General features: G+C 67.3%; 13 protein-coding genes and 1 tRNA gene. 11 read left to right on the top strand and 3 right to left on the bottom strand.

From position 1 onward, the window contains the following. Positions 1–93: 93 nt before the first annotated feature. The 6 genes from XARJCFBP2528_RS04175 to XARJCFBP2528_RS04150 all read left to right on the top strand — a co-directional run bounded on the left by XARJCFBP2528_RS04175 (position 94) and on the right by XARJCFBP2528_RS04150 (position 6,230). Positions 94–2,031, top strand: coding sequence for a heme lyase CcmF/NrfE family subunit (locus XARJCFBP2528_RS04175; RefSeq protein WP_016904035.1), 1,938 nt, complete (start codon positions 94–96; stop codon positions 2,029–2,031). Continuing rightward, positions 2,024–2,626: a DsbE family thiol:disulfide interchange protein gene (locus XARJCFBP2528_RS04170; RefSeq protein ID WP_026064701.1), complete on the top strand. Its 603-nt coding sequence runs from the start codon at positions 2,024–2,026 to the stop codon at positions 2,624–2,626. The genes XARJCFBP2528_RS04175 and XARJCFBP2528_RS04170 overlap by 8 nt, the downstream gene beginning before the upstream one ends. Continuing rightward, complete coding sequence (locus XARJCFBP2528_RS04165; RefSeq protein ID WP_026064702.1) at positions 2,623–3,057, top strand: cytochrome c-type biogenesis protein; 435 nt, start codon at positions 2,623–2,625, stop codon at positions 3,055–3,057. The genes XARJCFBP2528_RS04170 and XARJCFBP2528_RS04165 overlap by 4 nt, the downstream gene beginning before the upstream one ends. Beyond that, on the top strand, positions 3,057–4,070 hold the full coding sequence (locus XARJCFBP2528_RS04160) for a tetratricopeptide repeat protein (RefSeq protein WP_047124344.1): 1,014 nt from the start codon (positions 3,057–3,059) through the stop codon (positions 4,068–4,070). The genes XARJCFBP2528_RS04165 and XARJCFBP2528_RS04160 overlap by 1 nt, the downstream gene beginning before the upstream one ends. Before the next feature lie 541 nt (positions 4,071–4,611). Beyond that, positions 4,612–5,814 (top strand): homoserine O-acetyltransferase MetX, encoded by a 1,203-nt coding sequence (gene metX / locus XARJCFBP2528_RS04155; protein ID WP_016904039.1) that lies wholly within the window; start codon positions 4,612–4,614, stop codon positions 5,812–5,814. 152 nt (positions 5,815–5,966) lie between these two features. After that, positions 5,967–6,230, top strand: coding sequence for a DUF1294 domain-containing protein (locus XARJCFBP2528_RS04150; protein WP_230673829.1), 264 nt, complete (start codon positions 5,967–5,969; stop codon positions 6,228–6,230). Positions 6,231–6,287: 57 nt separating this feature from the next. Here XARJCFBP2528_RS04150 and cydC read toward each other — a convergent pair whose 3' ends face one another. Beyond that, positions 6,288–7,964, bottom strand: a complete 1,677-nt coding sequence (gene cydC / locus XARJCFBP2528_RS04145; RefSeq protein WP_047124343.1) for a thiol reductant ABC exporter subunit CydC — start codon at positions 7,962–7,964, stop codon at positions 6,288–6,290. Further along, positions 7,961–9,706 (bottom strand): thiol reductant ABC exporter subunit CydD, encoded by a 1,746-nt coding sequence (gene cydD, locus XARJCFBP2528_RS04140; protein ID WP_080959822.1) that lies wholly within the window; start codon positions 9,704–9,706, stop codon positions 7,961–7,963. Before cydD ends, cydC begins: the two co-directional genes overlap by 4 nt. Positions 9,707–9,854: 148 nt before the next feature. Here cydD and XARJCFBP2528_RS04135 point away from each other — a divergent pair, with 148 nt between their 5' ends. The 5 genes from XARJCFBP2528_RS04135 to XARJCFBP2528_RS04115 all read left to right on the top strand — a co-directional run bounded on the left by XARJCFBP2528_RS04135 (position 9,855) and on the right by XARJCFBP2528_RS04115 (position 14,329). Continuing rightward, a complete protein-coding gene (locus XARJCFBP2528_RS04135) occupies positions 9,855–11,477 on the top strand; it encodes a cytochrome ubiquinol oxidase subunit I (RefSeq protein ID WP_047124474.1) in 1,623 nt (540 codons plus the stop codon). Between the two features lie 15 nt (positions 11,478–11,492). Then, complete coding sequence (gene cydB / locus XARJCFBP2528_RS04130; protein WP_016903200.1) at positions 11,493–12,644, top strand: cytochrome d ubiquinol oxidase subunit II; 1,152 nt, start codon at positions 11,493–11,495, stop codon at positions 12,642–12,644. 86 nt (positions 12,645–12,730) lie between these two features. Further along, positions 12,731–12,841, top strand: a complete 111-nt coding sequence (gene cydX / locus XARJCFBP2528_RS04125) for a cytochrome bd-I oxidase subunit CydX (protein WP_016903201.1) — start codon at positions 12,731–12,733, stop codon at positions 12,839–12,841. A gap of 61 nt (positions 12,842–12,902) precedes the next feature. Beyond that, positions 12,903–12,979 (top strand) — tRNA-Pro (locus XARJCFBP2528_RS04120). A gap of 123 nt (positions 12,980–13,102) precedes the next feature. Then, positions 13,103–14,329: a CynX/NimT family MFS transporter gene (locus XARJCFBP2528_RS04115; protein ID WP_047124341.1), complete on the top strand. Its 1,227-nt coding sequence runs from the start codon at positions 13,103–13,105 to the stop codon at positions 14,327–14,329. On the opposite strand, the gene XARJCFBP2528_RS04110 is transcribed toward XARJCFBP2528_RS04115, so the two are convergent. Next, positions 14,310–16,223, bottom strand: a complete 1,914-nt coding sequence (locus tag XARJCFBP2528_RS04110; RefSeq protein WP_016903203.1) for a CocE/NonD family hydrolase — start codon at positions 16,221–16,223, stop codon at positions 14,310–14,312. The genes XARJCFBP2528_RS04115 and XARJCFBP2528_RS04110 overlap by 20 nt on opposite strands. Positions 16,224–16,281 lie beyond the last annotated feature (58 nt).

Below are 16,281 nucleotides of genomic sequence, written 5' to 3'. Positions count from 1 at the left end.
ACCGGCAGGCGCGCGTGGACGCTGCATAGATGACGCTTCTGCCCTGCGCCCGCAAGCCTCGCACCACTGCATGCCTACCGATGCGCCGACCCGATGCTGCCTGAGCTCGGAACGTTCCTGCTGATCCTGGCGTTGCTGGTGGCCTTGATGCAGGCCGCGCTGCCGCTGGCTGGTGCGCAGCGTGGGCGCAGCAGCTGGATGGCGGTCGCGCGGCCGGCCGCGTTGCTGCAGCTGGGCCTGATCGCAGCGGCCTTCGCACTGCTGACGCATGCCTTCCTGGTGCAGGATTTTTCGGTGCGCTATGTCGCCGAGAATTCCAACAGCCTGCTGCCGGTGATGTACCGCTATTCGGCGGTGTGGGGCGCGCACGAAGGCTCGTTGCTGCTGTGGACCTTGGTGCTGGCGCTGTGGACCGGTGCGGTGGCGCTGTGGTCGCGGCAGTTGCCCATGCAGGTGGTGGCGCGCGTGCTCGGGGTGATGGCGCTGGTCAGCATCGGCTTCCTGGCCTTTCTGCTGTTCACCTCCAACCCGTTTGCGCGCTTGTTGCCGGTGCCGCTGGAAGGCGCCGATCTGAATCCGCTGTTGCAGGACCCGGGGCTGATCATCCATCCGCCGATGCTGTATTGCGGCTATGTCGGCTTTGCGGTGCCGTTCGCCTTCGCCATCGCTGCGTTGCTGGAAGGCCGCATGGATGCGCGCTGGCTGCGCTGGACGCGGCCATGGACCAATGTGGCCTGGGCCATGCTCACCGTCGGCATCGCGCTCGGCAGCTGGTGGGCGTATTACGAGCTGGGCTGGGGCGGCTGGTGGTTCTGGGACCCGGTGGAAAATGCCAGTTTCATGCCGTGGCTGGTGGGCACCGCCTTGCTGCATTCGCAGGCGGTCACCGAAAAGCGCGGCAGCTTCGCCAGCTGGACCTTGCTGCTGGCGATCGCCGCCTTTTCGCTGTCGTTGCTGGGCACCTTCCTGGTGCGCTCGGGCGTGCTGACCAGCGTGCATGCGTTTGCGGCCGACCCGTCGCGCGGCCTGTTCATCCTGGTGTTCCTGCTGGCGGTGGTCGGTGGTTCGCTGCTGCTGTACGCGTTGCGTGCACCGCGCCTGTCGCTGGTCGATGATCCGCGCCGCGCGTTCGCCGGCAGCTCGCGCGAAACCTTGCTGCTGTTGAACAACCTGCTGCTCGCCTGCGCCTGCGCGATGGTCTTGCTGGGCACGCTGTATCCGCTGCTGGCCGACGCCTTGGGCATGGGCAAGCTGTCGGTGGGGCCGCCCTACTTCGGCACCTTGTTCCTGGTGCTGATGGCGCCGCTGGTGGCGCTGTTGCCGTTCGGCCCGCTGACCCGCTGGCAGCGCGAGCAGGCCTCGCGTCCGCTGGCGATGCTCGCACAATGGGCAGGCCTGGCGGTTGCCGCAGGCGTGCTGGCCTGGTTCGCCGCGCCGCAGGGTCAGTGGAAGGCGGCACTCGGCGTGGCCGGCGCGGCCTGGGTGCTGCTGGGCACGCTGCGCTTCCTGTGGACGCGGCGCGCAGCCAAGGGCCGCAAGCTCACCGCCGAAATGCTGGGCATGCTGCTGGCGCATCTGGGCGTGGCGGTGTTCCTGGCCGGTGCGTTGCTGGTGGAATCACTGAGCCTGCAGCGCGAGGTCGCACTGGCGCCCGGGCAGCAGATGCAGATCGGCCGCTACGCGCTGCACTTCGATAATGTCGAAGAGCTGCGCGGGCCCAATTACGTCTCCGACCGTGCCAATCTGCAGGTGTTCAAGGACGATGCGCCGGTCGGCCTGATGCATGCGGAAAAACGCCGCTACGCCAGCGGCGGGCAGATCTTGACCGAAGCGGCGATCCGTCCCGGCCCGTTCGGCGACCTGTATGTCGCGCTTGGCGAACCCCTGGGCAACCAGGCCTGGGCGGTCCGCGTCCACCTCAAACCGTTCGTCCGCTGGATCTGGCTGGGGGCGCTGCTGATGGCGCTTGGCGGCCTGGTCACCGCGGCCGACCGGCGTTTTTTTTGTTCTCCGGAGATCCAAGATGGTTGAGTCACGTTCACCCCGCCTGCCTACTGCGGTTCTGGTAGGTGCCATCGTGCTGCTGCTCGCACTGGCAGCGCTGCTGGTCTATGCGGTGGTGCGCTCCGGTCAGGACGATCGCGATGCCCTGCCCTCTGCGCTGATCGGCAAGCCGGCGCCGGAGTTCGCACTGCCGCTGCTGCACGACCCCAGCATCGTGGTGCATGCGCGCGAACTGCGCGGCGCGCCGTACATCATCAACGTGTGGGGTAGCTGGTGCCCGGCCTGCCGCGAGGAGCACCCGGTGCTGAGCCGCTTTGCGCTGACCAAGCGCGTGCGCGTGATCGGCTACAACTGGAAGGACGAGCGCAACGATGCGCTGCGCTGGCTCGAACAGCTGGGCAACCCGTATCTGCTGGTAGTCGCCGACAAAGACGGCCGTACCGCGATCGACTTCGGCATCGCTGCGGCGCCGGAGACCTTTCTGGTCGACGGGCGCGGCGTGGTGCGCTGGAAGTACAGCGGCATGCTCACCCAATCCATCATCGACACGCAGCTGATTCCGGTGCTGAGCAAGATCGAGCGCTCGCCCAGTGCCGCACCGGACCTGCACGCCACGCAATGATGCGCGCCTGGCTGCTGACGCTGCTGATGTTGCCCTGGCTGGCCCTGGCCCAGCCGGTCGGCGACCCGGCGCCGCTGCGCTACGCCTCGGCCGAGGAAGAGGCGCGCTTCCATGCGCTCACCGCCGAGCTGCGCTGCGTGCAGTGCCAGAACCAGTCGCTGGCCGACTCCAATGCGCAGATCGCCCAGGACCTGCGCCGCGAAGTGCTGGCGCTGATGCACGCAGGCCGCAGCGATGCGCAGATCCGCCAGTTCCTGGTCGCACGCTATGGCGAGTTCGTGCTGTACCGCCCGCGCGTGGAATCGCGCACCTGGCTGCTGTGGTTCGGCCCGCTGCTGGTGCTGTTGCTGGGCGCTGGCGCCATTGTGTTGCTGGTGCGCCGACGCAGCGTGGCTGCGCCCGCCCTGCCCGCCGATGAGCAGGAGTGGTGATGGCCGGCTTCGTCATTGCGGTGGTGGTGCTGGCCCTGCTCGTCTTTGGTGTGGCGCTGCGGCCGCTGTGGCGCGAGGCGCGCGGGCTGACCGCCAGCATCGCGGTGTTGCTGCTGGCGGCGAGCGCGGCGCTGTACTGGCTGGTCGGCACACCGAGCGCAATTCAGGCGCCGGCCGAGCGGCCGGCCACGCCACGCTCGCTGGATGAAGCTATCGTGCAACTGCGCGCCGCACTGGCGCGCAATCCCGATCAGACCGAAGGCTGGGTGTTGCTGGGGCGCTCGCTGTCCAGCCAACAGAAATTCGCCGAAGCGCGCGATGCGTTTGCGCGCGCGGTCGTGCTGCGTCCGGAAGAGCCGGATGTGCTGGTGGCTGCCGCACAGTCGCGCATGCTCGCCGACGACAGCGGGCGCCCGGATCCGCAGGCCATGCGGCTGCTGGAACAAGCGCTGGCGGTGCAACCGAACCATCAACGCGCACGCTGGTTCCTGGGCGTGGTGCAGCGCCAGGCCGGTCAGCCGGCCAAGGCCAGCGAGACCTGGGAGCCGTTGCTGCGCGTGGTGGATGCCTCTACCCGTCCCGGCCTGCTGGAACAGATCAACGCCGCGCGCCAGGAAGCCAGGCTGGCGCCGATCCAGACGCCGGCTACGCCTGCCGCCGATGCAGCCAGCGGCAAACGCATCCAGGTGCGCGTGACGCTGGATGCCGAGTTCGCCAAACGCACCGGGTTGCCGGGCGACACCAGCGTCTTCGTGATTGCGCGCGCCGCCGACACGCCGATGCCGGTGGCGGTGGAAAAACACGCGCTAAGCGAGCTGCCGTTGACCATCACCCTGGACGACGGCGACAGCCCGATGCCGACGCGCACGCTGTCGTCGCTGGACACCGTGCAGGTGCTGGCACGGCTGTCGCGCAGCGGCAACGCGATGCGCCAGGCCGACGATGTCGAGAGCGTGCCGGTGATGGTGGAACTGCCCACTGCCGCGCCGGTGGAGCTGGTGATCGGTCGCTGATTGGCCGCCACGTGTCGACGCGACGCAATCAACGATGACACCGCACCGGAGTGAGTCGGCTGCGGTGTTGAAAACCCTGCACACCCAATATCTCCACTGGTCCTTGCCCGCCCATCTTCGCGGGCTCTTACGCGGCATGGATGCCGCGTAAGAGCCTACAAGGACGTACTTGCGGCGTGTCCTGCGATGGTGGGCGGGCAAGGGCCCTGCAGCAAACTCGCAACGTCGAGGGCAAGGATACCGCACCAGACGGTGTGCTGATTGTTTTGCTGAAAACCACGCACACCGACCATCTCCACCAGTCCTTGCGCGCCCATCTTCGCGGGACCTTACGCGGCATGAATGCCGCACCAGAGCCTACAGGGACGTACTTGCGGCGTGTCCTGCGATGGTGGGCGGCAAGGGCCCTGCAACCAAGCCGCAGATCCGCCGCTCTGCAGAGTGGCATCACACAGAGCAACGACTCAAACCGATTCCCGATTCCCAATTCCCGAATCCCATCCTGCACCCCGGCACCTGCCATGGCAGATAGAATTGCCGCATGACTGAATTCATTCCCCCCGGCACGCTGTTCCACGCGCTGACCTCGCCGTTTCCGATGAAGCGCGGTGGTGTGCTGATGCAGGCGCGTGTCGCCTACGAAACCTGGGGCACGCTGGCAGCCGATCTCAGCAATGCGGTGTTGATCGTCACTGGTCTGTCGCCGAATGCGCATGCCGCGGCAAATCAGGCCAATCCCGAGCCGGGCTGGTGGGAAGCGATGCTCGGGCCGGGCAAGCCAATCGATACCGAACGCTGGTTCGTGGTCTGCGTCAATTCCTTGGGCAGCTGCAAGGGCTCGACCGGCCCGGCGTCGATCGACCCTGCCACCGGCACGCGGTATCGCCTGGGTTTCCCGGAACTGTCGATCGAAGATGTGGCCGATGCCGCAGCCGACGTGGTGCGCGCGTTGGGCATCGAGCAACTGGCCTGCCTGATCGGCAACTCGATGGGCGGCATGACCGCACTGGCGTTGTTGCTGCGCCACCCCGGCATCGCGCGCAGCCATATCAATATCTCCGGCAGTGCGCAGGCGCTGCCGTTCTCGATCGCGATCCGCTCGCTGCAGCGCGAAGCCATCCGCCTGGATCCGCACTGGAACGGCGGCCACTACGACGACACGCATTACCCGGAATCGGGCATGCGCATGGCGCGCAAACTCGGCGTGATCACCTACCGCTCGGCACTGGAATGGGACGGCCGTTTCGGCCGCGTGCGGCTGGATTCCGAACAGGCCGCCGACGATCCGTTCGGCCTGGAATTCCAGGTCGAAAGTTATCTGGAAGGCCATGCGCGCCGCTTCGTGCGCTTCTTCGATCCCAACTGCTACCTGTATCTGAGCCGCTCGATGGATTGGTTCGATCTGGCCGAGTATGTCGACAACAGCCCGGCCATCGACGCGCGGGTCGATGGCACGCAGGCCGACAACGCTGCTGTCGCCGCCAAGCCGGATACAGGCATCTCGACCGACGCCACGGTGCTGGCCGGACTGGCGCAGATCCGCATCGCGCGGGCGCTGGCGATCGGTGCCAACACCGACATCCTGTTCCCGGTGCAGCAGCAGGAACAGATCGCCGAAGGCCTGCGCGCCGGCGGTGCCGATGCACACTTCATCGGGCTGGATTCGCCACAAGGCCACGATGCCTTCCTGGTCGATTTCGCACGCTTCGGGCCGGCGGTACGCAACTTCCTGGACGCTTGCTGATTTCCAGACCTGCGCAACGGCGGCGTGGTCCGTCACGGCAGCAGAGCCTGCCGCGCAAGACGCTGGCGCTGCTGTTTGTAATCGGCATGGCAACGATGGTGGTTGCAGGTCGCCTGCCGGCGCTGCTGGCGCTGTGGTACGCGGCTGCAAGCATGCTGGCGATGCTGGTCTACCGGCTCGACAAGAGCGCGGCCCAACGCGGCCGGCAACGCACACCGGAAGCCACCCTGCACCTCATCGCACTGCTCGGCGGGTGGCCGGGCGCGTTGCTGGCGCAGGCGCTGTTCCGGCATAAATCCAGCAAGGCAGCCTTCCAGCCGCGGTTCTGGATCACTGTCGTAGCGAACGTCGCCGCCTTGTATTGGGCATGCCGCCAACCTGCGCTGATGGCAGCACTCCACGCATTGCTGGGGTGAGCGGCGCCTGCGTGATACATGCGCACAACCGGTCAGTGCGAACCGGCAACAGCATCCTCAGGCCAACGGCTCCAGCGCACCGGCCCGCAGGCGATAGCGTCGCTGCACCACGCCATCGGGCACGCTGTCGTGGGTGATCATCACCAGGCTGCGTTCGCCCAGCGCGGCCGATAGATCCAGCAGCAGGGCGTGCGCGGTATCCACATCCAAGCCGTCGGTGGGTTCATCCAGCAGCAGGATCGGCGCCTCGCGCAGCAAGGCGCGCGCCAGCGCCAGCCGGCGCGCCTGGCCGGCCGAGAGCGTGGCGCCGTTTTCGCCGACCCAGGTGTCCAGGCCGTTCTGCGCGGTGGCCCAGGCGCGCAGACGCACCTGGTCCAGCGCGTTCCACATGGCCGCATCGCCTGCGCCGGCATCGCCGATGCGCAGGTTGTCGCGCACCGTGCCGGCAAACACCGGGGCATTCTGCGGCAGCCAGGCGATGCGTTGATGCCATTGCGCCTGCGCGAAGTGGCGCAGGTCGATATCGGCGTAGGTCACCTGCCCGGCCTGCGGGTCCCACAGCCGCAACAGCACTGCGGACAAGCTGCTCTTGCCGCTGCCGCTGTCGCCGCTGATGGCGATGCGCTCGCCAGGCGCCAGGCTCAGATCAAGCGCCTGCAGCAGCGCACGTCCACTGCCCGGCCACGCAAAACTGACCTGTTGCAGGCGCAGCGTGCCGCTGCGTGGCGCATCCACTGGCTGCGACGGATCGACGACCGACGGCGCCTGTTCGACGATGGACTGCAGGCGCCTGGCCGCAACGCGCGCGCTCTGCAGCGCCTGCAAGGCGAGCCCGGCGCCGGCCCAGACCTCCAGCAGCGCCATGGTCAGGAACACCAGCCCGGCCGCCATTTCCGCAGCGATCAATCCGCGTTCTGCCGCGCTCAACCCAAGCCACAACATGCCGGCCAGACCGATACCGCCGCAGACCGCATGCAGCAGATTGCCGCCGATCAGGCGACGGCGTTGCAGGCGATCGCCATCGACCACCGCCGCCGCCGTTGCATCGACCTGATGCAGCCAGGCACCTTGCGCATCCACCGCAGCGAGATCGGCCGCACCTTCCAGCCCCTCGAACGCCTGCGTGCGCAAGGCGGTGCGTTGCCGGGCGCGCAGCTGTTCGCGCTGCGCACCGCCGCGCGCCACCTGCCACGGCACCACGCCGCCGATGACCACGCCAACCACCACCAGCAACACGCCGGCCGGCGGATAGATCAGCGCCGCTGCCACCACGCCGGCCACCCAGATGCCGAGCAATGCGCTCAACGGCGCCAACGCGCGCACGCTCACGCCATCGACCTCGCCGATGTCGGACATCAACCGCGCCAGCAGATCGCCGGTGCGCGTGGCCGACAGGCGGCCCGGCGCCAGCGGCAACGCGCGGCGGAAGAACCACACGCGCAGATCGCGGGCGATGCGCAGCGTGGCGTCGTGGCCGATCAATTTTTCGCCATAACGCGAGACGATACGCGCGAAGGTCAGCGCGCGAATGCCGGCCGAGGGCGAAAAGAAATTGAAGCCGGTGCCCATGCCCGCGACACCGGCCAAGGCGGCGGCGGTCAGGAAACTGCCCGACACGCCGAGCAGGCCCACGCCTGCCAGCATGGTCACCAGCACCAGCACCGCCGACAGCAGCAGGCGCCAGGCATGCCGGCCGAACACATCGCGCAGACGGTCGGGCTGTGTGCCGTTCATGGCAGCTCCGTTACGACGGTGGCGCCGCGCAGATCGATCACCGTATCGGCCCATCGCATCACCGCAGCGCTGTGCGTGGCCAGCACCACCGCGCGGCCGCGTGCGAACCCACCCAAGGTGCGCAGCAACGCCGCTTCGGTGTCCGGATCGAGAAAGGCGGTGGGTTCGTCCAGCAGCAACAGGTCCGGCTCGCGCAGCAACAGCCGCGCCAGGGCCACCCGCCGCGCTTCACCACCGGACAGCCCGAAGCCGCGTTCGCCGATCTGCGTGTCCAGGCCCGCAGGCAGCTGCGCAGCGAAGCGCATCACCTGTGCGGCGTCGGCCACCGCATGCAGTCGCGCGGCGCCGGCCTGCGGATCGGCCAGGCGCAGGTTGTCGGCGATGCTGCCGTGAAACAGATACGGCCGCTGCGTGGCATAGCCGATGCGGGCCCCCGGACGCAGCAGCACGCTGCCGGCCTCCGGCGCAAGCCAGCCGGCCAGGCCCTCCAGCAAGGTGCTCTTGCCGCTGCCGCTGGCACCGATCACCGCCACGCGCTGCCCGGGCTGCAGGGTCAGCGAAAAATCCGCGACCACCGTGTGTGGCGCGCCCGGCGGCCGTAGCGCAAGAGCGCGCGCCTGCAGCAGCGGGCCGTGCGCCTGGGCCGGTTCCAGTGCGCGCAAGAGGGGCGCGGTCACCGGTAGCGTTGCCGATGGCGGCTCGAATCCTTCCAGCAGGCGCTCGGCTTCGGCCACCGCCGCCAGGGCATTGGCACGGTCGTGGTAGTGCGCGGCCAGCCGCCGCAACGGCGCAAAGAATTCCGGCGCCAGCAGCAGGCAGAACATGCCCACGCCCAGGGTCGGCAAGCCGTGCAGGTCCAGCATGCCCAGATAGGTCAGGCCGAAATACAGCGCCACGATCGCTACGCTCACCGAGGCGAAGAATTCCAGCACCGTGGACGACAGGAAGGCGATGCGCAGTACCTTGAGCGAGCGTTCGCGCACGCCTTCGGCTGCGGCGGCAATGCCGCTCAACTCGGCTTCGCCGCGGCCATACACGCGCAGCAGGCCCAGGCCCTTGAGGCGATCGGCAAAGTGCCCGCCCATGCGTGCCAGTTCGCTCAGCTGGTCGCGCCCGGCGGCTTCGGCACCCCAGCCCACCAGCATCATGAAGAACGGAATCAGCGGTGCGGTCAGCAGCAACACCAGGCCCACCACCCAGTCGACCGAAAACACCGCGATCAGGATCAACGGCGGCACCAGCGTCATTTCGGTGCGTGCGAGCTGGTAGCCGACGAAGTAGCCCTCCAGCGCATCGGTGTGCGCCAGGCTCAATTCGCCCAGTTCGCCGCTGCGTTGCCGGCGCAGCCATACCGGCCCGTGCTGCACCAGACGGCGCGCGATGCGGGCACGCAGTTCGCGCTTGGCCACATCGGCCACCTCGCCGGTCAGCGACTGCGCCCAGGCGTTGAGCACCGCGCGCCCTACCAGCGCAGCTACCAGCCCCGCCCCCACGTCGCGCAATTGCGCCAGCGCCAGATGCTGCACCAGCACCGCCTGCAGCAACCACGCGATCGCCGCCGCCTGCGCCAGCAGCAGCACGCCGGCCGCCGCCACCGCCACGCCGGCCAGGCGCCGCGCACGCGTGGCCGGGGTCGCCAGGGCATCCAGCCATTGGCCGCGTTGACGGCGCTGGGCTGGCGTTTCGCTGGCTCGCACGCTGGGCTGGCTCACATCGCTCTCAAGGAAGACATCGTGTTGCAAGCGATTGTAAGTCGCCACTTCCCGCTACGGGCTGCGCATTGTGCCGCACCCGCCCCCCTCGGCATTGATCTGGATCAACGCGCGGGTCGCGGCATGCGCAGATGATCGGCTGCATTCCTTCATCGACACCCAACCAGGCCCATCCGCCATGATCGACTCGACAGTTGTTGAACTGTCGCGGCTGCAGTTCGCAGTCACCGCGATGTACCACTTCATCTTTCCGCCGCTGACCATGGGCCTGTCGTTCCTGCTCGGCATCATGGAGAGCGTCTATGTGATGACCGGCAAGGACATCTGGCGGCGCATGACCATGTTCTGGGGCGTGCTGTTCGGCATCAACTTCGCCATGGGTGTGGGCACCGGCATCGTGATGGAGTTCGAGTTCGGCATGAACTGGTCCTACTACAGCCATTACGTCGGCGACATCTTCGGTGCGCCGCTGGCGATCGAAGGGCTGATGGCGTTCTTTCTGGAAGCGACCTTCCTGGGCCTGTTCTTCCTCGGCTGGAACCGGCTGAGCAAGGTGCAGCATCTGGCCACCACCTGGCTGGTGGCGCTGGGCAGCAACTTCTCGGCACTGTGGATCCTGATCGCCAACGGCTGGATGCAGAATCCGACCGGCGCGGTGTTCAACCCGGACACCATGCGCATGGAAGTGGTCGATTTCATGGCGGTGCTGTTCAACCCGGTGGCGCAGGCCAAGTTCGTGCATACCGTCAGCGCCGGCTACGTGCTCGGTGCGGTGTTCGTGATGGCGATCAGCGCGCTCTATCTGCTGCGCGGCAAGCATGTGGACATGGCGCGGCGCTCGTTCGCGGTGGCTGCCGCGTTCGGCCTGTTGTCCTCGCTGTCGGTGGTGGTGCTCGGCGATGAGAGCGGCTATGCCGCCAACGAGCATCAGAAAATGAAACTGGCGGCGATCGAGGCGATGTGGGAAACCGAAGCCGCGCCGGCCGACTTCACCGCATTCGGCATTCCCAACCAGCAGACCCATCGCAACGACTACGCGGTCAAGATCCCGTACCTGATGGGCTTGATCGCCACACGTTCGCTGGACCAGCCGATCCCCGGCATCCTGGAACTGGTCGGCCGTGCCGAGCATCGCATCCGCGGCGGCCAGATCGCCTACGGCGCGCTGCAACGCATCCGCGCCAACAAGGACGATGCCGAAGCGCGCAAGGTCTTCGATGCGCATTGGCAGGATCTGGGCCACGGCCTGCTGCTCAAGCGCTATCGCGACGATATCGGCAATGCCACGCCGCAGCAGATCGCCCAGGCCGCGATGGACACCGTGCCGCGGGTGCTGCCGCTGTTCTGGACCTTCCGCATCATGGCCGCCATCGGCATCTACCTGATTGCGTTCTTCGCCATCGCGTTCTGGTTCGCCTGCAAGCACAACTTCCAGGACAAACGCTGGTTCCTGACGGTGGCACTATGGACCTTGCCGCTGCCGTGGATCGCGATCGAGTGCGGCTGGTTCGTGGCCGAATACGGCCGCCAGCCGTGGGCGGTGGAAGGCGTCCTGCCGACCTTCTATGCCGCATCGGGACTGGACCTGTACGAGATCGTGTTGACCCTGGTCGGCTTCACCGCGCTGTACACCACGCTGCTGGTGATCGCGATCAAGCTGTCGCTGAAGACGATCCGCAAGGGCCCGGATGCGCTGTTCCAGCCGACGCACCGCACCCCGGCACCGCACAACGACTCGCCCCACGCGTCCTCACCCAACGCCCCACTGAGCACCGGCGCGCTGGCCGGCGGCGCACCGTAAGCCAGGAGAGACACCATGGATTTCATCTTGCTCGACTACACCACACTGCGCGTGATCTGGTGGCTGTTGCTTGGCGTATTGCTGTCCGGTTACGCGGTGATGGGCGGCTTCGACCTGGGCGTCAGCACCTTGCTGCCGCTGGTTGCCCGCAACGATGCCGAACGGCGGCTGGTGATCAACACCATCGGCCCGGTCTGGGAAGGCAACCAGGTGTGGCTGATCCTGGGCGGCGGCGCGATCTTCGCCGCATTCCCGCCGCTGTATGCGGTGAGTTTTTCCGGCTTCTACCTGGCGATGTTCCTGATTCTGTTCGCACTGATCCTGCGCCCGGTCGGCTTCAAGTTCCGCGGCAAGCTGGTCGACCAGCGCTGGCGCAACAACTGGGACTGGGCGTTGTTCGTCGGCGGCTGCATTCCGGCGCTGATCATGGGCGTGGCGGTCGGCAACGTGCTGCTCGGTGTGCCGTTCCACTTCGACGACAGCATGCGCATCTTCTACACCGGCAACCTGTTCGGACTGCTGACACCGTTCGCGCTGCTCGCCGGCCTGCTCAGCGTGGCCATGCTGATGGCGCACGGCGCAGCGATGCTGGTGCTCAAGACCGACGGACCGGTGGCCGCGCGCGCCGCGCGTTTCGGCAGCATCGCCGCGCTCGGCGCGGTGGCGTTGTTTGCGGCCGCCGGTGCGTGGGTGGCGCTGGGTCTGCCGGGGTATGCAGTGACCTCGGTGCTGGCCACCGATGCGCCGACCAATCCACTGGCCAAGACCGCCGCACTCACCGCGGCCGGCGGCTGGCTGCACAACTACAGCAGCATGCCGGCCACCTTGATCGCACCGCTGGTCGGCCTGATCGGGCTTGCGATGAGTGCGCTGCTCTTGCGCGTACGTCGCGGCGGCCTGGCATTCATCGCGTCGGGTTGCGCCATCGTCGGCATCGTCTTCACCGTCGGCTTTGCGTTGTTCCCGTTCCTGCTGCCCTCGTCCACCGCACCGAGCGCAAGCCTGACGCTGTGGGATGCCTCCAGCAGCCGCCTGACGCTGTGGATCATGCTGCTGGCGACCACGCTGTTCATGCCGATCGTGCTGGTCTATACGAGCTGGGTCTATCGCGTGCTCAAGGGCAAGGTCACCGCCGACGAACTGTCGGCCAATCCAAACGCCTACTGAGCAAGCCCCGCTGCGCTGCTGCGCGCATGGCGCCCGCGGCGGGCCTTCAACGTCTCACGTATTTCAACGACTCAAGGAGAATGACAATGTGGTATTTCGCCTGGATCCTCGGCACCGGTCTGGCCGCACTGGCTGCGGTGCTCAACGGCATGTGGTTCGAAGCACGCGAGCCCGAGCGTGGCCAGCCGCATCGGTAAAAAATATTTTCGATAGATGCTTGCCGATCTGGCATTCCCTATGTAACATACGCGGCTCCTTCGGGGTGTAGCTCAGTCTGGTAGAGCGCTACGTTCGGGACGTAGAGGTCGCAGGTTCGAATCCTGTCTCCCCGACCAGTTTCAAAACACAAAACCGGCCTCGTGCCGGTTTTGTGTTTTCAGGCGCTGGCGCATGCAGGTGCGCAGTGCGGATGGTCTGTCATGTCTGTTGTCATTGCCGCTGCCTCCCCGTCCGCCCGGTTGCGTGGTCGCGGCCTGGTGCTGGCTGCCATTTTGTTGTCCGCCTTCAATCTGCGCACCGCGGTGACCTCGTTGACGCCGCTGCTGGAACGCATTGCCGACGAGTACGCATTCGGCGCGCCCACCATGGGCGCGCTCGGCATGTTGCCGACCGCGGCATTCGCATTGACCGGGGTTGCCACGCCGGCGTTGCTGCGCCGCTTCGGCCTGCTGCGCACGGCACTGCTGTCGATGGCATTGGCCACCCTCGGCCTGGTGTTGCGCCCGCTGTTGCCCCAGACCACCGGACTGTTCATCGGATCGCTGGTGGCGCTGGCCGGCATGGGCATGGGCAACGTGGTGCTGCCGCCGCTGGTGAAGCGCTATTTCGGCGATCGCGTCGGCGGCGTCAGCACGCTCTACATCACCGTGCTGCAGGTCGGCACCCTGCTGCCGGCACTGCTGGCGGTACCGGTGGCCGATGCGCTGGGCTGGCGCAGCTCGATGGTGGTGTGGGTGTTGCCGGCGCTGCTGGCACTGGTGGCCTGGGCCATGGTGCACACCAACCACCGCCGTCTCCGCGCGACCGGACCGGCACCGGTCACGCCCACGCCCGAAGCCGAGGGCCGCGTGGCACGCACCGCCCTGGGCTGGAGCATGGCGATGACCTTCGGCATGACCTCGCTGGTCACCTATTCGATGTTCACCTGGTTGCCGACCCTGCTGCGCGAAGCCGGCGCCTCGCCCGCGTTCGGCGGCACCATGGTGGCGTTGTTCGCCGCACTGGGCATGGTCGGTGCCTTGACCATGCCGGCGCTGGCAGTGCGCATGCGCAACCCGTTTCCGATCGTGCTGCTGTGCGCGGCCTGCCATCTGGTCGCGTTCGCCGGGCTGTGGTGGGCGCCATTGGCCGCGCCGATCCTGTGGGTGACCCTGCTCGGCCTGGGGCCGAGCACGTTTCCGCTGGCATTGGTGCTGGTCAACCAGCGTAGCCGCACCGCGGCCGGCTCGGCCGCCCTGTCCGGGTTTTCGCAGGGCATGGGCTATGCGATGAGCTGCCTGGGACCGTTCCTGTTCGGCTGGCTGCACGCCCACCACGGCGGCTGGACCTCGCCATTCGCCTTCCTGGTGATCTGCATCCTGCTGCAACTGGCGGCAGCCTGGGTGGCCTGCCGCCCGCAGTTGCTGGAAGACGTCTGGGCGCCGCCGCCACGCGGCGCCCGCGCGGTCAACGTACCGGCAGACTGATGTAGCTGGGCTGCTCGGGGCTCACATAGATGCGCTGGGTGGCCTTTCGATAATCGCCGGGCTTGGCGAAGAAGATGTTGTCCACGTAGGTCTGCGGGTTGCGGTCGTACAGCGGAAACAGGCTGGACTGCACCTGCACCATCACCCGGTGGCCCGGCTGGAAGGTGTGGTTGGCGGTCGGCAGGCCGAACTGGAGCGCCAGCGGCTGATTGGACGCCAGCGGCTTGGGCGTGCTGAAACTCTCGCGATAGCGGCCGCGGAAGATCGCCAGCGACACCGGCAGCTGGTAGCCGCCCATCTTGGGACTGGACGCCATCTCGTCGGGATACACGTCGATCAGTTTCACCACCCAGTCGCTGTCGCTGCCGCTGGTGGAGGCCTGCAGATGCACTTCCGGTGCGCCGGCGATTTGCAGGGGTTCGGTCAGCGGTTCGGTGACGAAGGTCAGCACATCCGGGCGGCCGTCGACGAAGCGCTGGTCCTGCACCAGCCAGGTGGTCCACATGCTGCGATCGCCGAAGTCCACCGGGCGCGGCACGAACGGCACCGGCTTGGCCGGGTCGGCCACGTATTCCTCGAAGCCCGGCTGCCCCGCCGCCGGCCGCTGGAACGACAGCTTGCCGCCGGCCTGCAGGTACAGCGGTTTGCTGGCCGCGGCACAACCCTTGGCGCAGCTGCGCGGCCAGGCCTGCAGACGGTCCCAGTGATTCTCTCCGGTGTTGTAGATGAACACCGGCGGCGTGCTCGCCTTGGGCGCGCCATCGACCAGGTATTGGTCGAAGAACGGGCGCAGCACGTCGTGACGGAACTGGCGCGCGGTATCGCCGTCGAAATTCAATGCGCCCAGCGCGCTGCCGTCGTAGTTGACCTGGCTGTGCCGCCACGGGCCCATCACCAGGTAGTTGAGCGTATTGCCCTTGTCGCGCGGCTCCATCGCCGCGTAGCTATGAATCGCGCCCCACATGTCCTCCTGGTCCCACAGCCCCTGCAGCCACATGGTCGGCACCTTGAGCGGGGTGCGCGCCATCACCTTGTCCAGCGCCTGCTCCTGCCAGAACGTGTCGTAGGCGGCGTGTTCGGTGAGCTTGTGCCACCACGGCAGCTGCTCCAGGCCGGCGGCCTTGGCGAAATCCCCCGCCGAGCCGGCACGCAGCAGGTTGCTGTAGTCGTCATGGCCCTGGCGCGCGATGCCGATGCCCTTGCCGCGCTGGGTGAGCTGGCCGGTGAAATAGTCGAAGTTGACCTGGCGGAACGCACCATAGTTGAACCAGTCGTCGCCCATCCAGCCGTCGATCATCGGGCTTTCCGGCACTGCGACCTTGAGCGCCGGATGCGGGTTGGTCAACGCCATCACCACGGTGAAACCTTCGTAGGACGAGCCGATCATGCCGACCCTGCCGTTGGACTCCTTCACGTTCTTCACCAGCCAGTCGATGGTGTCCCAGGCATCGGTGGCATGGTCCACCTCGCTGGGATTGAGCGCACCGCGCAGCGGCCGGGTCATCACGTAATCGCCTTCCGAGCCGTACTTGCCGCGCACGTCCTGGATCACGCGGATGTAGCCGCCTTCCACGAACACGTCATCACCCTGTGCGAGCAGGTCCTTCATATGCGGCGAGGCCATGCGCTCGGTGCGCCCACTGGCGTTGTACGGGGTGCGCGTCAGCACCATCGGTGCGTTGCGTGCGCCCTTGGGCAGCACGATCACCGTATGCAGCTTGACCCCGTCGCGCATCGGGATCATCACCTCGCGCTTGATGTAGTCGTTGGCGGCATCGCTGGCCACGAACGGCTTGCCGGTGATGTCCGGCGTCATCGGCGAGGTTTGCGCCAGCGCGCCGCCGGTGGCGGCGGCAATGGCGGTGGCGAGCAGGCAGGCGGCAAAACGGCGCATCGACGACTCCGGAACGTGCGGGGGCAGTCCTCGACTGTAGGCAGGACGCGGCCTGCCG

Source organism: Xanthomonas arboricola pv. juglandis (genome assembly GCF_001013475.1).
In the GTDB taxonomy this organism is placed as follows: Bacteria; Pseudomonadota; Gammaproteobacteria; order Xanthomonadales; family Xanthomonadaceae; genus Xanthomonas; species Xanthomonas arboricola.
This window is presented reverse-complemented; position numbering and strand designations above follow the sequence as displayed.

Coding starts and splice junctions, on each gene's coding strand:
- XARJCFBP2528_RS04175 (WP_016904035.1), top strand. CDS start 94: ATGCTGCCTGAGCTCGGAACGTTCCTGCTGATCCTGGCGTTGCTGGTG.
- XARJCFBP2528_RS04170 (WP_026064701.1), top strand. CDS start 2,024: ATGGTTGAGTCACGTTCACCCCGCCTGCCTACTGCGGTTCTGGTAGGT.
- XARJCFBP2528_RS04165 (WP_026064702.1), top strand. CDS start 2,623: ATGATGCGCGCCTGGCTGCTGACGCTGCTGATGTTGCCCTGGCTGGCC.
- XARJCFBP2528_RS04160 (WP_047124344.1), top strand. CDS start 3,057: ATGGCCGGCTTCGTCATTGCGGTGGTGGTGCTGGCCCTGCTCGTCTTT.
- metX (WP_016904039.1), top strand. CDS start 4,612: ATGACTGAATTCATTCCCCCCGGCACGCTGTTCCACGCGCTGACCTCG.
- XARJCFBP2528_RS04150 (WP_230673829.1), top strand. CDS start 5,967: ATGCTGGCGATGCTGGTCTACCGGCTCGACAAGAGCGCGGCCCAACGC.
- cydC (WP_047124343.1), bottom strand. CDS start 7,964: ATGAACGGCACACAGCCCGACCGTCTGCGCGATGTGTTCGGCCGGCAT.
- XARJCFBP2528_RS04135 (WP_047124474.1), top strand. CDS start 9,855: ATGATCGACTCGACAGTTGTTGAACTGTCGCGGCTGCAGTTCGCAGTC.
- cydB (WP_016903200.1), top strand. CDS start 11,493: ATGGATTTCATCTTGCTCGACTACACCACACTGCGCGTGATCTGGTGG.
- cydX (WP_016903201.1), top strand. CDS start 12,731: ATGTGGTATTTCGCCTGGATCCTCGGCACCGGTCTGGCCGCACTGGCT.
- XARJCFBP2528_RS04110 (WP_016903203.1), bottom strand. CDS start 16,223: ATGCGCCGTTTTGCCGCCTGCCTGCTCGCCACCGCCATTGCCGCCGCC.